Source organism: Mesorhizobium sp. M3A.F.Ca.ET.175.01.1.1 (assembly GCF_004791945.1).
GTDB lineage: Bacteria > Pseudomonadota > Alphaproteobacteria > Rhizobiales > Rhizobiaceae > Mesorhizobium.
The window spans coordinates 80,141-94,330 of the sequence record NZ_SRTP01000003.1; the positions used below are offsets into that span (position 1 = coordinate 80,141).

The following is a 14,190-nucleotide window of genomic DNA, read 5'->3' on the forward strand; positions in this document are numbered from 1 at the left end:
CTTCGGCAGCCCTCAAGCTGAGGGTTTCTCTTTTCACTCCCCGTTGGAAAGTCGTTTTGCCTCGGCGCGGGATCCGGCGAGCAAATCTGTGCGGGGCGCCCGATGAGGGTTCAATTCGGCAAGCTCGTCCTCGTCAAGCCGTGCCACCAAGCCGGTTTCCCACGAAAGATAGCGTCTTGCGGCCTCAAGGTTGCCGCTATGGCGATCATGTGTGAAAAAGACGAAATCCAGGGCTTCGGCGTCGGACGGCTCGTCGGGTGTGCTGACCGTTTCCAGCCCGGCTTCGCGCCAGCCGACAGGATCGTCACGGAGGTGCGAAACATCTTCGAAACCGAAGGCTTTCAAATCTGCTGCGACAAGATCAACAACGCTCTGGTCGTTGCCGCAAAGGACGACGGGACGAGTTCTTTCACGATCATTGAGCCGATCTTCAAGCTGATGCCGAAGGACCCAGATCGCTCCGGGAATATGGGAGGATCGATAGGGCGTGCTCGACCTTGTGTCGAGAATGATCGCATCGTTGGGTAACGGTACTGCCGCCAACCGGATTTCCGGCGGAGCGGGCGCAACCAGTGGATGGGCGGTAGTCGCGTTCGGGCCATCGCTCGAGGCATTCAGCACAGAACAATCGAGGCCCATCATCCGCAGATATCGCGCCACGACGACGGCGCGAAGCCCGGTGTCGTCGGCAAGGACTATCCGGCTTCTGCGAACGGCAACCCATTGATCCGTCGATTGCAGCAATTGGCCACCGGGAGCATGCACTGCACCGGGTAGATGTCCACGTTGATATTCCGACCCGCTGCGAACGTCCAAGAGATAGGTTGTACGACTGGCATCGCGCAGCCACTCGGCGGCAATAGGACCGTCGATGAATGGCACGTCCCACTCTTCGCCAAGATAACGCGCCTTGACACGCATTTCCGTGAGCATCTCGCCTGCCGGGGTCGTGTCGGCAACACGGTCGGACCCGCGCTCGAGCTCGAAACCGGCAAGGGTCCATCCTTGCGTCCCGTTTTCCAGCGCGAAGATTGGGTTGTGAAAGCCGAGATCGCGAAGGATCTGCGCTCCGATGATGGATCGGGTGCGCCCCGCACAATGGATCACAATGGGAATCTCTGGATCCGGAATGACACTGTCTGCCCGGTAGGCGAGCTCGCCATTCGGCAGACAGATGCTGCCTGGGATGTTCATCCTGCGGTGCTCATCAATTGGCCTGCCGTCGAGCAGAACAAACGCCTTGTTGGTCCTGCGCCAACTATCCAGCTCCTCGGCGCTGACATGCGGCACTGAAAAGGCTGTCTCGACAAGCTCCCCGAAGGCCTTGCTGGGGACATAAACCCCCTCGAACAGCGTAAAGCCGGATTGTTGCCACCCAACTGTCCCGCCCTCGAGAACGAAGACGCTACCATAGCCCAGGCCCCACGCGATCTGCGCAGCGCGCGTGGCCCGGCCGGAAGCTCCGTCATCGAGGAAGACGATGCGGCAGGATGTCGAAGGTGCAAGTGCAGGCAACCGCGCCTCGAGAACGCTAAAGGGAATTGATGTTGCAAACAGTGGATGCCCAGACGCGAACTCGCCGGGTTCGCGCACGTCGAGCAGGGCGATCTCCTGCCTGTCGCAAAGCCAGGCTTTCGCCTTGGACGGACTGATGGATTGAGGGGATGGCACGAAGGTTCGCCTATCGTTTGGTCGCGACCGCCATTTTCATCGGCCTCGCCTCGCCCGCTGCGAGATCGAACATCAGGCGCTCGCTTAAGGTTTCAAGCGCCTTGCCGTAAAAATGCAAATGTCTGATCGGCTGCTCGCCGCGGATCTCCACCGAATGGATATCGTCGGCCAGAAGGGCAACGCCACTTCCCGGCTCGACGTCGAATTCCTTGACGACGCGCAGGCTGGCCGGCCCCGCGCCGGTGCCGCCGTCCGTGCGTTCGTAAAGCGTGTTGTGCTCGGCACCTTGAACGGCCGCGATGCAGGCCCACGTGGTGTGATTATGCGGTGGGATCAGATTTCCTGGACGCATGACATTGAGGTACAGCGTGAAACTGTCGTCTGGGTCGGTGGCAATCAGGTAGCGTGCCTGGCGCTCTCCAGGTTCCGGATCGGGAAATCGGGATGCGTCCCATTGGTTGGGAAGCCTGGCTGCTTCCTCGACGATGGACAAAACGCCAGCCAGACTCGCGCGGGTTACACCGTGCCGCTCAACATGTGCTTTTGCATTTGCGACAAGGTTGGCTACTTCATCAGCGATTGCGGGCATCTTGTTTCCTTTCATGGCGCAAATTCGCGGCGTGCAGGGCGTCGAGGCCGCTTTGCAGGTCTTCGAGCAAATCATTGGGGTCTTCCAGACCAATGTGGAGTCGCAAAAGCGGCCCGCGCCAATGAGCGTGGCTGACTGTGCGGATCGGGTTTGATGGCAGTACTAGGCTTTCGTAGCCGCCCCAGCTGGAGCCGATGCCGAATAGCTTGAGACCATCAATCAAATCACGCACGGCCTCGGAAGCTGCAGGCATAAGCTCTATGCCGAACAGTCCGGTGGCGCCGGCGAAGTCCCGAAGCCAGATCGTGTGCGAGTCATCCGTTGGGAGTGCTGGATAAAGTACACGCTTCACGGCTGGATGATCTTGCACCGCCTCCGCAACTTGCTTCGCACTTTCCTGATGCTGCCGAAGCCTTGCGCCAAGTGAACGAAGACCACGCAGGCCGAGCCAACATTCGTCTGGTCCGGCAAGAATTCCATGCTCGGCCGCCCAGGCTCGCAGTCGGGGGAGGTGCCGTTCCCGCGCCACCGCCACTCCGAGCATGGCGTCGGAATGGCCGACGATATATTTTGTGGCGGCATGGATCGATATGTGCGCTCCGAGTTTGAGCGGCTGGTGGAAGAATGGCGTTGCCCAGGTGTTGTCCACGACAACAGCGATGTCGGAGGCGGCACAGGCCGCCGCGATTGCGGGAATGTCCTGAACTTCGAATGAAAGGCTACCGGGAGACTCGCAATAGACCACGCGAGTCTGGGGCCGGATCAGGTCGCTGATCCCGGCGCCAGTAGTGGGAGGAAAGAAGGTAACATCGACCCCATTGCGTCGCAGTTCGGTCTCGCAAAAATTGCGCGCCGGCCCATAGACTGCATCGGTCACGAGCAAATGGTCGCCGGGACCGAGCAATGACTTCAGGACACATGCGATCGCTGCCAAGCCCGACGGGTAGAGAACGGACCCGTCACCTTGTTCGCACTGCGCCATCGCTTCCGCCAGGGCGAATGCTGTCTGGGTTCCATACCGGCCATAACGCAAGGCGCTGAACTTGTCGGCTCGGGAGCGCTCGTAGGTCTTGAGATCAGGATAGAGGATAGTCGATGCGCGAACGACGGGCGTGTTGACCGCGCCGCCGAAGTCTTCGGGATGCCTGCCGGCATGTACCAACACTGTATCCCGCTTGGAATGAATAGGCATTACGCAAGGCTCCGCGCGAGTCGAACGACAGAGGCATTCACAACCAGCTGAGCCGAGACCGGGCGCGCCGCGATCGAACACACAACCACTCCGCAAGACAGGTCAGCCCAGCTGCACAATCCAAGCTTTAGGAACGACCACATTGCTTTTCGCCTCGCTTTACATGTTGCACTATTTGCAACTTAATTGCATTATAAACAAATAGCGCCCGCCGTCAACTCGCTCGCTCGTTGCCTGTTGTGATTGGCGGTTCTAACGAGCTGCCTCTAGTCGGGCTCAGTCCGGAGCCGCGATCCAAAGCAATTCAGGACAATGTGTGGCGATCAGGCTCGGCGACTCGCCGTAGCGCTCCGTTCAGCAATCGTAAAAACCAATGGCTAGAGCAGTTCAGCGACCTACCAAACGCCGAGCTGCTCCCGTCGCGGAGCATCAACGGCTCTCGCGATCGTAGGTCCGACCTGCTGCAGCAGGCTGTCGCGATTTGCCTAGGAACCAGACCATTGTCATAAGCGAAACCGCGTAGGGTAGGATCAGGAATATCTGGTACGGTATCTCTGGATTGGAGAATTGCAGACGCAGCTGGAGTGCATCGCAAAAGCCAAAAAGGAAGGCAGCTGCGACAGCGCCAAAGGGATGCCAACGACCGAGAATAATTGCCGCCAACGCGATGAAGCCATTGCCGGCAGACATTCCTTCGGAGGTTACATAAACTTGGCTCAGCACGAGTTGGCACCCGCCGGGGGCTGCCAGGCCTCCGCTTATGGCCAGTGCCAGAAATCGCATGACCGACACGTTAATGCCGGCCGTGTCGGCTGCCCGGGGATATTCGCCAGTGGCGCGCAGGGCTAGACCTGCGTGTGTCCGGTATAGAATGAAAGTAATCAGCGCCGTCAGAAAGATCAGCAGATAAACCAGAGGATCCTGCTGGAACAATCCTTCTCCGAGCACTGGCAGCTCGGAAAAAGGCGGAACCACGAGTGGGCCGAAACCTGTGACAGACGTCAGTTTGGAGCTACCTTCGGTCGCTTAAGCCACTACGGCGGTCTGACAGCTCTTTATCGAATAGGCTTTCGGTGCCTGCCATATGCAAGTCTTTGCCCGCCGGGTATTTATGCGCCTTTAAGCCGACGGGATGGAGTACAAGCAGGCCCCCTCTTCCCATCGCGTAACGACTATCGCGAGGTGAGTGGGTCGCTTGCGGGCGGTGGCGCGAGTGGGCTTTACCTCGGTCAACTCCGTAAATGATCACGGAATGTGCGACCCACGTAGTCCGTTCGGAAGATTCCTCGGCGCTGAAGTTCCGGAACGACCCCGTCGACGAATTGCACGTAGGACGAGGGGGTGAGCGAAGGACATACGATGAAACCGTCACAAGCCTCGCTTTCGAACAAGTCCTGCATATGGTCCGCAACCGTTTTTGGTGTTCCTACAAGCTGTGGGTTCATTTGGCTAACGCCCCAGGCTCGGCCAGCATCGCGAAGTGTCTTGCCCTCTGATCCCTGCAGTATGACGTCGAGCATTCCTCGCGGGCCTTGTGTGATCTCCATGTCCTCCAGCGGTTTGTCGAGAGGATAGTTAGACAGATCGACGCCAATAGAGTTCGAGATCCCAGCGACGCCAAGTTCTGGGCTGACCAGCGAATTGAGATAGTCTGCCTTTTCGCGGGCAATGGTCTCGGTTTCGCCGATGATAACGTCGACGGACGGGAGAATGGCGCAATGAGATGGGTCCCGGCCATGCTTAACCACTCTGCTCTTAACGTCGTCGTAAAACGCCTTCATGTGTTTCTTGCTGGAGTGTATGGCGAAAATGACTTCTGCCCATCGACCCGCAAATTCCCGTCCTCGATCCGAGGCGCCGGCTTGCATGATCACCGGCGAACCTTGCGGGCAACGTGGTGTGGTGAGGGGTCCGCGCGTGCTGACGTACTTACCGCGATAATTCACATGATGAACTTTCGAGGGATCGGCGTAGATCGCATTTTCCCGATCGAGGATGAAGGCGTCGGCCTCCCAACTATTCCAGAGAGCATGAGTTGCTTCGAGAACCTCGTCTCCTTGATCGTATCGGAGTGACTTTTCAAGAAGCCTCTCGAAGCCGAAATTCTTTGCTTCGTTGTCGTTCGCGGAGGTCACAACATTCCATCCGGCCCTGCCGCCGCTGATATGGTCAAGGCTCGCGAACGCCTTTGCGATATGAAAGGGCGGGTACAAGGACGTTGACATTGTTGCAGCAAGGCCCAGCCGCGACGTGACGCGTGCGATGGTAGCTAACAGTTGCATTGGATCGAGGAGCCAGGTTTGCCCTGGCTGGTGCAAATTCGCATGGAAATTGCCGCCAAAAACTTCCTCGATCATCTGAACGTCGACGAAAAACATGCCGTCGAATTTCCCACGCTCGAGTATGCGCGCGATGTTTTCATATCGACGAGGGTCTAGGGCGTCCAAAGCGTCACTTTCGAAGTGCCGCCATGACCCGTTGTGATGCCAAGTTGGCGTCGCGCAGCAATAGCCAATCAGATGCATCTCTTTCGCCATGGCTCTCCTCCATTCCCAACGCGAACAGCGATTGTGCTAGGGTACCGGTGCGCACGAATAAGGCAAGAAAAAAACGAAATTTAATTCCGTATTCTGTCTGATCGTGGTTTGGCGCCCCGGAACGATGACCTGGTCAGGAAATGCCGCGTGCGCCGCCTCGCGGCGAGCTGCCGGGAAGCGTGCTTTGCGTGAGATTTTGATGCCTTGCGCTATCCACCACAAAAAGTTGTCAGCGGTAGAATACAGCTTCCCACCACTCCCGCTACCGGAGCCACTTGAAAACCGGAAATAAATTCCGTAAACAACCTTCTTCGGCAGCTCCCAGTGCGACAAATGACAGCCGGGCATGCACAGGCGGATATCGCCAGATGCTCGGCCGAAAAAGGGCAGTACTCATCTATTGAGTTGATCATCTCAATGTCCTCGCGTTGCGCATCGCCGGAGCTCGCACACGCGACGGAACTCGGGAACAGCCGGTGCTGCACCGGGCGGATTCGCGCAATTGGAGCTCATCATGACGGCGTCCGGAAGCGAAAATACCCTGCCACTCGACCATGAATTGCCGAAGCGTACCCGCGTGCTGGTAATCGGCGGTGGCGTGGTTGGATGTAGTGTTCTTTATCATCTGGCCAAGCTGGGCGAGACGGACATCATCCTTGTAGAGAAGAACCAGCTCACCTCAGGTTCGAGCTGGCACGCGGCAGGGATGCTGTCGCAATACCATGCCGACCGAGTCCATCTCGAGATAATCAAAGAGGGAAGGGCTCTCTACGGCGAGTTCGAAAAGAATCCAGACACGGCAGTTGGCCTTCACTCCTCCGGAGACCTGAAACTCGCCCGCAGCGAACACGAGATGCTCGACCTGAAGCGCTGGATCGGTATCGCCAAGACGCTCGGCGTCCCTGCCGAGATCGTCGACGCCGCCCGCCTGAAAGAACTCTATCCCATCATGGAGGTCGGAGGAATACTCGGTGCATTGTGGTTCCCGACCGCAGGATATGTGGACCCTTCTCTGACCACGCACTCCCTTGCCCGGCAGGCCAGGGGAATGGGGGCGAAGGTGTGTCAGGACTGCGCGGTTGAGGCGATCAAGCGCAATCAAGACAAGAGTTGGCTGATCACAACAAGAAAAGGGCCGATCCAAGCTGACTACATCGTGAACTGCGCAGGCGTCTGGGCATCCGAGATATCTGCAATGCTTGGAGAGATTATACCGTCGATGGGGGTCGAGCACCAAATGATGGTGTTTGAAACTATACCCGAGGTGAAGGCGCTCGGCTTTGAACTGCCGATGGTCCATGATCCGGCGACGCCCCTCTACACTCGAGCCGATCGCGACGGCTTGATCGTCTCGTCGTATTCGGACCACACGTTGTTCTTCGGCGCCGGCGGCGTACCGAAGGGCTTTGGAGGCGAGCTGCTTCCGCCGGAGGTGGACCGCGGCGAATCTAAGCTCGCCGTGGCAATGGAGACGTTTCCCGCGCTGCAGAACGTCGGCGTGCGTGCGTTCGTTAACGGCGCCATTCCGCGGAGCGCCGATCGCGTTCCTTTGGTGGGGCCTGCGCATGGTTACGACAATTATTTCCTTAGCTGCTCAAACTACGGGGGCTTTCTTTTCGTAGCGCTCGGCAGGTACCTTGCCGAATGGCTGTTGCACGGAGAGCCGAGGATCAACCTGGTCCAGATGGACCCACGCAGGTTCGACGAATACGCCGACGACATCTTCGCCATCAGGAAGATGGAAGGCGTCATAAGCGGCCATACGGGACCTCAAGCCGGCATAACGGTTTGGCGAGGGCGCTGGTGATTACATGAAGCAGCGCCTGACGGTCGATCCCCCTGCGCTGAACGAGATGGTCTATGCCCCGGCTCTAAATCGTACTGGTGGACTCGTTGGGCTTTGGCGAGTGAGCCAGCCGCGGGCCGGAGCCTACTATGTGACGAGCGACAGCAGGCTGACGCGGCGAGAGCTCGACAGCCTTCGCTGGGAAACGTCGGATAAAGTCGTCATTTCGGATCTGACCCGCGATCGCGCAGTACCAGGATTGGCCGGGCCCCAAGCCGTCAATGTCCTCGCCAAACTCGGCTGGCGCGGCGATGGCGGCGGCACGGCTCTGCCATCCGGGGCCGAAGATGGTCGAATCGGTTTCGTCCCAACCAGACTCGTTCGCGTGCCCTACGGAGAGACGCTGATGTGGGAGGTGCACACGCGGATGGAATATCAAGCGGGCCTCTACGAGCGACTAGTCGACGCCGGTGCGGAGTTCGGCATAAGGGACGTTGGGTCGCGCGCTTTGACAGCCATTCGAACAGAAGCCGGATTTCCGCTCCTCGGAAACCGACATCAACTATGGTGCGGACCCACGCGACGCTGGAATCGCCGAACTGCTCAGCTTCTGCAAGCCGGGCTTCGTCGGAAAGGACAGTCTAATCTCGCGCTCTAGCAATGCGCCTAGGCTGGTCAAGTTCAAAATCGATGTCGCCTCCACCAAGCTTTCGGTCGGCCCCACGGGCGACGAACCCGTGCTTAGTGGCGACACGTGCATCGGTTACGTCACGTCGGCGACCTCTACCTACGGCGGCGGGACAGTCCTTGGCTTCGCGTTGGTGGATCCTCAAGCGGATACGACTAAGAGCGATATTGCGATCGAGATCCTCGAAGTCCCCTACAAGGCGGAAATCGTCCGAGTAGAGGTTCAGATGGCGCGTGTGAACCAGGGATAGCCTCAGGCTCCGTGGAAGGCATCTTTTGGCCTGGCATCGTGCGGAACGCGAGGCATTACGAGTGTCTCTCCGGACCTGTCGCAGACTCACAGGGTGGTAACGCCCGATTTGAGGGGCAGAGAATGCTAATTAATGCCGTCGAGAGGTTGGCCGATCATGGGCCGAGGCGTTGTCACGGTGCGGACGGCGGGGCACGCTGGTTCGCTTCTAGAAACACGGCGGCCGTGGGGCGACCATATCTCACCCGCGTTCCGCATAACTAAATCCCCCCAGCTCTCCGGATGCCTTTGGCTTGCCATTCAATTGGGTCCCCAGGCGCTCGAAACACGAACAGAATTGCAGGAAAGCGGCAGCAAATCGAGCGCTTTCCTGGAATCTTACAAACTTCTCCCTGAGAGGAGGTTAGCAGTCTTTCGACTGCGAGAAAGTCGTTAAGCCTCGTCCGGCAGTGCCATATAGGTGTGAAAAACTCCGCTGGGGTCCCACGCCTGCCGGATTTCATTCAATCGCGCGAAGTTCGCTGGCGCCATGAAGCGCGCCGGACGACTCGCAAGATTTTCGTCCCCCAGCTTAATTCCGAGGGATTTGGATTCGAGCCTGCGCATTGAGTCTGTCACCCAGCCCTGGTGAAGATCATCGTCTGCCGGATCATACCAGCCGGTGCTCGCGATCATGAAGATGTTGGCTTCCATCGAAAAGGCCATATCGGGCAGGTTCGGAGAGCGGCCCCACGGCTGAACCATGAAGTGGCTCGGTGGCGAGTTTGGCATCGAGTCGACTGCGGCATGTATTCCCGGGAGAAGGTCGTGCGGCCTTGAATCACTCCACGCATTGTCGAGCGCGATGCGCATACCGGGAGGATAGTTCTTGTCCATGCCGGAATAGAGCTGCGGGAAAGTGATGGGCAGGTTGTGATTACGGGTGTAAGCACGTTTGCGCATTGGACAATCATCGATCACAGCCAATGCCGCCGTAGCCGCATCTTCCGATTCCGCCAAAATGACGCCGCGCATTTGGATGGAGAGTTTGCCGGTCTCGGCATCTGTTTTGGCCAATGCGCTGCATTCAAGGTCAGGCGATAGCTCGGGCAGAGTGTTCGCCAACCAGGGAAAAATTTCGTCCATAAGCTCAAAATGATAGGCATGGGCCGTGAAGCGCAACACCGGCGGGCGATCATAGAGCTCCAGTTCGAACTCAGTCACGACGCCAAAGAAGCCTGGGCCGGCGCCGCGCATAGCCCAGAAGAGATCGGCGTTGGTCTCAGGATCCACCCGCACTATCTCGCCATCGGCCGTCACCACCTGAGCCGAGCGGACCGAAGCGCAAGCTGGCCCACGACGCCGCGAATGCCAGCCGAACCCGCCTTGAAGTAGATAGCCGCCGAGTGCGACGGTATCGCAATGCCCCGCTGGGAAGAACAGCCCCATCTCTCCTAGCTTTTCGATAAGTTTCGCTCCCTTGACGGCCGGTCCTACGGTGGCGGTCTTCGCGGTCACATCGATGTGTAGCTTGTCGAAAGCCGACATATCGAGCAGGACCCCGCCGTCGCGCATGAACGAAGCTGTCCAGCTGTGCCCGCCAGAGCGGATGCCGACCTGCAAACCGTTGTGCTTGGCGAAACGAACGGCACGCGCGACGTCTTCCACGGTTTCCGGCCGTACTAGCACATCGGGAAAGCGCGACGGCTTGCGCTTGTTCCAGATAAGAGCTTGCCGTGCGCTTTCGTATGCGCTGTCATTTGGATCGAGAACCCGACCCGAAACACTCGTCCTTAGTTTGGAAAAATCAGGCACTCGTTCTGACATATCTGGCTCCAATGACAACACGCGATATGTACACCTGTACGCAACAATCAGCAACCCAAAACCAGCCCCTTTGCGCATGACCAAGAAACCGTCTCAGGCCAAGACAGGACGATTGCGCCGCTTCGATCCGCAGAGGCGTGACCGGATCATCGAGGCCGCGCTTGAAGTCATCGCGGATTTGGGTGTCGGGCGCACAACTCATCGCCTGATCGCGGAAAGGGCGGGGGTCCCTCTCGGGTCGATGACGTACCACTTCAAGGATCTGGAAGAAGTGATCTGGTCGGCGTTCGAGAAATTCGCAGCCAGAATGCAGCAAAACTTTGAAAATCGGCTAAGCCGTGCCGCTCCTACTGGCGACCTGGTCCGGGCCATAGCCCCGCCCGGGGAGGGCGACAGATCGCAACAGCAGGCGGACGCCCTTCTGGTTCTCGAATTGTATGTGCTGGCGATCAGACACCCTGTCTACCGCCGCTTGGTCGAGCAGTGGATGGCGTCTACACGGGCCTCGATCGAGCGCCATTTTTCAACGCAACATACCGAGGTTATCGACGCGTTGGCGGAAGGGTTTTTTATACACAGGGTGTTTTCTGGGTCCGTACCGAGCCCCGACGCGATCGCCCACGCCCTCCAGGTGTTGACGAAGGAGACAGATCCTCTCGGATCCGTGAGCGGCCCGCGGACGAAGCCTTCGTCGTCATCATAGCGCCTGGACCTGGACTATTGTGCTTCGGATAACCGGGCAGGGCACACCGTTCAATAGATTGGCTCGCCCCGCTCTTCCGCCTGCTCTGCAGCGTGAGCCAAACTTTCCAATTTCACCCTTCTTCTATGTTCGCGACGCCGAACGATCTCGTATGTGACGCCGCCCGCGACTGCTATCAGGATCATGATAACGGCTAGGGCGTTAATCTGCGGCGTCACACCGATTCGTACCTGAGACGCAATGTAGATTGTCACGGTCTCGGCATTGCCTCGGGCGAACAGTGGAACGTTAAATGCTTCCAAGGCCTGCAGGAAGGCGATCATGGCGCCGACGGCGATAGCCGGACGAAGATGTGGGAGCATGACCATAGTCAAGACTTGCCAATTGGTCGCTCCCAAATCGAGGGCAGCGTCTTCGAGTGCGCGATCGAAGCTTTGCAGGCGCGCCAACACTAGCAGCATGACGAAGGCAGATATGATCGAAGATACTCCGAGCGTGGTCATGAAGATGCCAGCCGGCACGTTCACACCTCGCCAGAAGATCAGTGTGGAGATGCCTACCACCGCTGCTGGCGTCAGGATCGGAGCGGTCATGAGCGCATACAGCAACGCTCGGGACTTTCCCTTCGTGTTATTCAGAACGATCGCTGCGGCCGTGCCGATCGGGACGGAGAGCAAAGTCACTCCGACCGCGAGCATGAGTGTATTCCAGACTGCGACGAGGAGTTGGTGATTCTCCGCCATTTGTGTAAACCAGTGAAGGGTCGATGCCTTCCAAGGCCACACAGACGGAAATCGCGTGTCGTTGAACGCCGCCCCTCCGGCAATCAGCAGGGGAAGCAGCAAGAAACCTATGAATAGGGCGACATACCCTACCATCAAATAGTGCGAGTAGGAGCGCTTCATTCCAGAACCTACCGGGTTATGTCGGCGAGATTAACGCGGAAGAGTTTCATCACCAACGACACAAACAAAAGACAGACAAGCAGAAGGAGGAATGCGTAAGCAGCCGCAGAATTCCAGTCCTGCCCTTCGAACATCGATCGGATAATTATCTCCGTAAACCACCGAGAATTTGGTGACCCAAGCAGTGTTGGCACAAGAACGGAGCCGACGGCAAACATGAAGACCATTGTTGCACCGGAACTTATCCCAGGTTTGGCGTGCGGTATGATGACATTGAGATGAACTTGCCAACTGCGCGCGCCTAGATCCTTCGCTGCCTCTATCTGATTGTTATCCAGGGCCGTCAAGCTATTGTAGATAGGGAAAAACATAAAAAGTATATATGTGTACACCATCCCTATAATTATGCCATTGTAGCCGGAGAGCCAACGCACTTTAGATATGCCCACGGCGTCAAGCAGTGCGTTCAACGGCCCCTGGTAAGCCAGGATAATGAACCATGCAAAGGTCCTGAGCATCTCGCTGACGAAAAGTGGGATGGCCAGCATCAAGAAAAGGGTGGGAACCTGCCCGGGCGACGCCTTCTTCGCCAAAAAATAGGCTGCCGGGTACGCTAGAGCGAAACAGATAATAGTCACGCCGCAGCTGTAAAATACCGTGATAAGAAACACTTGAATAGCGATGGGAACCATTAGCCCCAGGAACTCGCTGCTCGCGCTCATATCAAACAATGAAAGGTAGTTCGACAACGTATATTTGTCGGATGGTCCTCCGATCTCGCTCACAGGCAGGTAAAGTCGGAAGGACTTCTCAATCATTACGGAGTACGGCACCCACACCAGGGCAAGCAGCCAGAACGCCGTCAAAGTCACCAGAACCGCGGACAGCCCCCAACCGTAACGGCGAACGAAATCAATCATGGTCCGAACTCCTGTTGGCGAGGCTCACTCGACCTTCAGAACCTTTGCAGCATCGGCCGCGAATGTGAATTTGATGTGCTCGCCAACTGATGGCAGCATTAGGCCTGGTCGGTTCGTGAACTGGGATGTCAGATGGGCTCCGCTTTCCGTTCGCCCGATGACACTGACCACGTTGCCTTCGAATATCACGCTGTTCACGACGACAGGCAGAGTATTGGTCTGCTCATCGCCGATCTTGATCGTCTCTGGGCGGATGTAGACTTTCGTTCGAGCTGCGTTGGTCAGATCCGGACCTGCCACGCAGGCAATCGGGCCGTCCGCTGTCATGAAGCATGGCTGGCTCGTGTCGAGCTGCTCAATACGTCCCTCCAGAATGGAATTCTCGCCCACAAACGACGCAACAAATCCGTTGACTGGATCGTTGTAGATTCGTTCGGGAGTGTCCACCTGCTGCAGCCGCCCCTTGGACATCACACCAACGCGATCCGACATTGCCAAGGCTTCATTCTGGTCGTGAGTGATGTAGATGAATGTGACCTTCGTGCGCTCCTGAATTGCGCGCAGTTCGCTACGCATGTGTTGACGAAGCTTCAGGTCAAGCGCCGATAGAGGCTCGTCCAGTAACATCACCTTGGGCTCGACAGCCAGGGCTCGCGCGATCGCAATCCTTTGTTTCTGACCGCCAGACAATTGCGCAATCATCTTGTCGCCTGCATCCGGCAGGTCGACTATCCGGAGCAACTCTTCCGCGCGGCGTCGACGTTCGGCCTTGTCGATCCCTCTCACTTTGAGACCGAATGAGATGTTTTCCCAAACACTCATCAGCGGAAACAGCGCGAGATTTTGGAAAATAAGCGCGGTTGGCCGCTTGTTCGGACCGATTCCACTCATGGGACGTCCGCCGATACTGATGCTGCCCTCAGTCGGTTCGAGGAAGCCGGAAATTGCGCGGAGAATTGTCGTCTTGCCGCATCCGGAAGGTCCGAGGAAGGAGAAGAATTCTCCTGGGCGAATATCAACCGACACGTTATCCACTGCCCTGAATCGACCAAAGTCCACGCTGACGCGGCTGATCTCGACCCCCTCACTCATTTCTTCTTGTCCGAACTTCATGCCGCCATCGAGTTTGAATTAAGAAAATAAT

General features: G+C 57.6%; 12 protein-coding genes. 3 read left to right on the top strand and 9 right to left on the bottom strand.

Going from position 1 to position 14,190, the window contains the following annotated elements; all coding sequences use genetic code 11:
* Window positions 1–33 precede the first annotated feature (33 nt).
* From EN818_RS08375 to EN818_RS08395, 5 genes are all read right to left on the bottom strand, one after another.
* Window positions 34–1,671, bottom strand: a complete 1,638-nt coding sequence (locus EN818_RS08375) for a rhodanese-like domain-containing protein (RefSeq protein ID WP_135904243.1) — start codon at window positions 1,669–1,671, stop codon at window positions 34–36.
* A gap of 10 nt (window positions 1,672–1,681) precedes the next feature.
* A complete protein-coding gene (locus EN818_RS08380) occupies window positions 1,682–2,275 on the bottom strand; it encodes a cysteine dioxygenase family protein (protein ID WP_135904245.1) in 594 nt (197 codons plus the stop codon).
* Window positions 2,244–3,452 (bottom strand): cystathionine beta-lyase, encoded by a 1,209-nt coding sequence (gene metC, locus EN818_RS08385; RefSeq protein ID WP_135904247.1) that lies wholly within the window; start codon window positions 3,450–3,452, stop codon window positions 2,244–2,246. The genes EN818_RS08380 and metC overlap by 32 nt, the downstream gene beginning before the upstream one ends.
* A gap of 429 nt (window positions 3,453–3,881) precedes the next feature.
* The gene (locus EN818_RS08390; protein WP_189523774.1) at window positions 3,882–4,385 is read right to left on the bottom strand and encodes an ABC transporter permease; all 504 of its coding nucleotides are present in this window, start codon (window positions 4,383–4,385) and stop codon (window positions 3,882–3,884) included.
* A gap of 296 nt (window positions 4,386–4,681) precedes the next feature.
* Complete coding sequence (locus EN818_RS08395) at window positions 4,682–5,989, bottom strand: LLM class flavin-dependent oxidoreductase (RefSeq protein ID WP_135904250.1); 1,308 nt, start codon at window positions 5,987–5,989, stop codon at window positions 4,682–4,684.
* Window positions 5,990–6,503: 514 nt separating this feature from the next.
* On the opposite strand from EN818_RS08395, the gene EN818_RS08400 reads away from it, so the two are divergent.
* Together EN818_RS08400 and EN818_RS08405 are read left to right on the top strand one after the other, a co-directional pair.
* Complete coding sequence (locus EN818_RS08400; protein ID WP_135904252.1) at window positions 6,504–7,796, top strand: FAD-binding oxidoreductase; 1,293 nt, start codon at window positions 6,504–6,506, stop codon at window positions 7,794–7,796.
* Window positions 7,797–7,800: 4 nt separating this feature from the next.
* Window positions 7,801–8,433: a hypothetical protein gene (locus EN818_RS08405; protein WP_135904254.1), complete on the top strand. Its 633-nt coding sequence runs from the start codon at window positions 7,801–7,803 to the stop codon at window positions 8,431–8,433.
* Between the two features lie 711 nt (window positions 8,434–9,144).
* Here EN818_RS08405 and EN818_RS08415 read toward each other — a convergent pair.
* A complete protein-coding gene (locus EN818_RS08415; RefSeq protein WP_189523775.1) occupies window positions 9,145–10,518 on the bottom strand; it encodes an FAD-binding oxidoreductase in 1,374 nt (457 codons plus the stop codon).
* A gap of 76 nt (window positions 10,519–10,594) precedes the next feature.
* Between EN818_RS08415 and EN818_RS08420 the strand changes: the two genes are divergently transcribed.
* Window positions 10,595–11,221, top strand: a complete 627-nt coding sequence (locus EN818_RS08420; protein ID WP_189523776.1) for a TetR family transcriptional regulator — start codon at window positions 10,595–10,597, stop codon at window positions 11,219–11,221.
* Window positions 11,222–11,271: 50 nt separating this feature from the next.
* Here the strand turns inward: EN818_RS08420 and EN818_RS08425 are convergent, their stop codons facing one another.
* From EN818_RS08425 to EN818_RS08435, 3 genes are read right to left on the bottom strand one after another with little or no spacing between them, the layout of a single operon-like run.
* The gene (locus tag EN818_RS08425; protein ID WP_135904258.1) at window positions 11,272–12,126 is read right to left on the bottom strand and encodes an ABC transporter permease; all 855 of its coding nucleotides are present in this window, start codon (window positions 12,124–12,126) and stop codon (window positions 11,272–11,274) included.
* A gap of 8 nt (window positions 12,127–12,134) precedes the next feature.
* Window positions 12,135–13,046 carry an ABC transporter permease gene (locus EN818_RS08430; RefSeq protein WP_135904260.1) on the bottom strand — a complete coding sequence of 304 codons (912 nt, stop codon included), beginning with the start codon at window positions 13,044–13,046 and terminating at the stop codon, window positions 12,135–12,137.
* Window positions 13,047–13,070: 24 nt separating this feature from the next.
* Entirely contained in the window at window positions 13,071–14,159 is a 1,089-nt protein-coding gene (locus EN818_RS08435) for an ABC transporter ATP-binding protein (RefSeq protein WP_348631404.1), read from the bottom strand.
* Window positions 14,160–14,190 lie beyond the last annotated feature (31 nt).

Coding starts and splice junctions, on each gene's coding strand:
- EN818_RS08430 (WP_135904260.1), bottom strand. CDS start 13,046: ATGATTGATTTCGTTCGCCGTTACGGTTGGGGGCTGTCCGCGGTTCTG.
- EN818_RS08420 (WP_189523776.1), top strand. CDS start 10,595: ATGACCAAGAAACCGTCTCAGGCCAAGACAGGACGATTGCGCCGCTTC.
- metC (WP_135904247.1), bottom strand. CDS start 3,452: ATGCCTATTCATTCCAAGCGGGATACAGTGTTGGTACATGCCGGCAGG.
- EN818_RS08400 (WP_135904252.1), top strand. CDS start 6,504: ATGACGGCGTCCGGAAGCGAAAATACCCTGCCACTCGACCATGAATTG.
- EN818_RS08405 (WP_135904254.1), top strand. CDS start 7,801: ATGAAGCAGCGCCTGACGGTCGATCCCCCTGCGCTGAACGAGATGGTC.
- EN818_RS08380 (WP_135904245.1), bottom strand. CDS start 2,275: ATGAAAGGAAACAAGATGCCCGCAATCGCTGATGAAGTAGCCAACCTT.
- EN818_RS08435 (WP_348631404.1), bottom strand. CDS start 14,159: ATGAAGTTCGGACAAGAAGAAATGAGTGAGGGGGTCGAGATCAGCCGC.
- EN818_RS08425 (WP_135904258.1), bottom strand. CDS start 12,126: ATGAAGCGCTCCTACTCGCACTATTTGATGGTAGGGTATGTCGCCCTA.
- EN818_RS08395 (WP_135904250.1), bottom strand. CDS start 5,989: ATGGCGAAAGAGATGCATCTGATTGGCTATTGCTGCGCGACGCCAACT.
- EN818_RS08415 (WP_189523775.1), bottom strand. CDS start 10,518: ATGTCAGAACGAGTGCCTGATTTTTCCAAACTAAGGACGAGTGTTTCG.